The organism is Caballeronia calidae, assembly GCF_900044055.2.
In the GTDB taxonomy this organism is placed as follows: domain Bacteria; phylum Pseudomonadota; class Gammaproteobacteria; order Burkholderiales; family Burkholderiaceae; genus Caballeronia; species Caballeronia calidae.
Window position 1 is genome coordinate 1 of record NZ_FCOX02000230.1, and the last position, 2,211, is coordinate 2,211.

Annotated in this window: 3 protein-coding genes; all 3 read right to left on the reverse strand. The window is 54.0% G+C overall.

Features of this window, described 5'->3' with window-relative positions; genetic code table 11:
- Positions 1–617, reverse strand: a 617-nt coding sequence (locus tag AWB78_RS42220) for an electron transfer flavoprotein subunit beta/FixA family protein (RefSeq protein WP_062613209.1), incomplete at its 3' end; no start/stop codon positions are given.
- Between the two features lie 339 nt (positions 618–956).
- A complete protein-coding gene (locus tag AWB78_RS42225) occupies positions 957–2,015 on the reverse strand; it encodes an SDR family oxidoreductase (protein ID WP_062613211.1) in 1,059 nt (352 codons plus the stop codon).
- 46 nt (positions 2,016–2,061) lie between these two features.
- Positions 2,062–2,211, reverse strand: a 150-nt coding sequence (locus AWB78_RS44925) for a transposase (protein WP_157697761.1), incomplete at its 5' end; no start/stop codon positions are given.

The following is a 2,211-nucleotide window of genomic DNA, read 5'->3' on the forward strand; positions in this document are numbered from 1 at the left end:
TCAGCAGGCTTCACCGTCGTCAGCGGCTTCTTCTTCGCCTTCATGATGTTCGGCAGCGTCACATAGCGCGGCTCGTTCAGGCGAAGATCCGTCGTGACAACTGCGGGCAGCTTGAGAGAAAGCGTTTCCGCACCGCCATCGACTTCACGCGAAACCGTGGCCTTGCCATCCGCTACGACGACCTTCGATGCAAACGTCGCCTGCGGCAGCCCCGCCAGCGCAGCGAGCATCTGACCGGTCTGGTTCGAATCGTCATCGATCGCCTGCTTGCCGAGGATGACGAGTTCCGGCTTCTCCTGATCGACCAATGCCTTCAGGATCTTCGCGACCGCCAATGGCTGCAATTCATCAGCCGATTCGACCAGAATCGCCCGATCCGCGCCGATCGCCAGCGCCGTGCGAAGCGTCTCCTGACACTGCGTCACGCCCGCCGAAACAGCGACCACTTCGGCTGCCACGCCCGCTCCCTTCAGACGCACGGCTTCTTCGACAGCGATCTCATCGAACGGATTCATCGACATCTTCACGTTCGCGATGTCGACACCCGTACCGTCCGACTTGACCCGGACCTTCACGTTGTAATCGACCACGCGCTTGACTGGCACCAAGATCTTCATCGTCTTACCTTGCTCCCTTAACTAGTCTGGTGTATTTCTGAAATGCTGAGGCTGCTTTTGCTTTGCGGGTTCCGCTTACCGAATACACTTAGCGACGACCGTGCCAGAACATCGAAAACTGCAAAAGTGCAGCGGCATCCCACAAAATCAACAGGTTGCTAGCGAGAAGGATATCGACGAATGTCGTCGAGAAAGGCACTGACTGGTTTGTGTGTGTATTCCGAGGACACATCTGACGCAGCCAAATTTCGAGTCGAGGACTTTTTCAGTTTTTCGTGGGTAGAAAGGAAAATGCCCCACCAAAAAGTTGGCGAGGCATTCTTTGTCCGCGGTCCTAAACTAGGGGATGATGCGCTTAGCCCTAAGCTCGTCGAAATGTCGAATGAACATCTCTTCGCTATCTAGGCTCTCCTGGAAACCATACTTTCGCGCCTTCGTAGTCGAAGAGATCACGTCGAATTCTGGGCTGAAGACGAAGTTTCCATATTTCCATCCCACGAGCTGATCGTATGGAATATCTACGAGGTTATGCTCTTTTACGAGCTTAGACCAGAGAGGCCCCTTATCGGCCATCATATGGACGAGGTCAATTTTTTGAGCCTGCGCTGTCTCCATGTCGAAATACCGGGCGATAGCGGGCCACAGATCACGCCATCGAAATATGTCTCCGTTCGTGATATTAAAAGGTTCATTTCCTGCGCCTGGCTCAGTAGCCATCCAAACGCAAGCCCGGGCAAGCAGCCCACTATCAGTTACGTTGTACAACGCTTGCCCGTTGCCTTCTGACCCGGGATGACGCAATGGGAGCCCCAAGGCTTTTGAGATCGTGGCATAAACGGCCAACACCATAACTAGGTTCATGGGATTCCCGATTGCGAATCCACAAATTCCATGCGGCCGCGCGGCAGACCAAGTCCACGCTTTGCCTTTTTGGCGCTCAACAATGAACGCTTGCTGATCGTAGTAGAAATTGGGAGGCATGTGCCCCTGGTCGCTTTCCTTCGCGGGAGTCTTAAACGGGCCCAGATGGTTTCCATACCACTTGGTCCCGTGCATCAGATTGACGTGTTTGAGCCCTGTGGCCACAGGCTCAATCGCGTCCATAAGGTTGCGCAACAGCGCCATATTGGGAGCAACCATCTCCGCCCACGTAGGCTTCTCAATGTAAGCACTAAAGAAAACGTGTGTAACCGCGCTGAGCTCCCGTGCCTTGGTCTTCGCCTCCTCAGGGTCGAGAAGATCTATCGAAACATGGTGATAGTTGCCCTGAATGTCGGGTTTTCGTCGAGAAACTGCAATGACATCCCACTCTGAGTCGTTGGACAGCTGACGCAGGAGATTGCGTCCCACGACACCGGTTGCACCAACCACGAGCGCGGTCTTCTTCACTTGATTCATCCTTGAGTTCCTATCTGATTGCCCGGCCGCCGTCTACGCTAAGAGTTTATCCGTAAATTATGTTAACGCTCAGCGGCACCTTGCGGAAGGCGATGATGGCAGCGGCAAGATGGTTTAGAGCGACGAAACTGCGTTCGAGTTTTTCGTATCGGACCAACAGTTTGCGAAAGCGGTTGAACCAGCTGTGACAGACTTC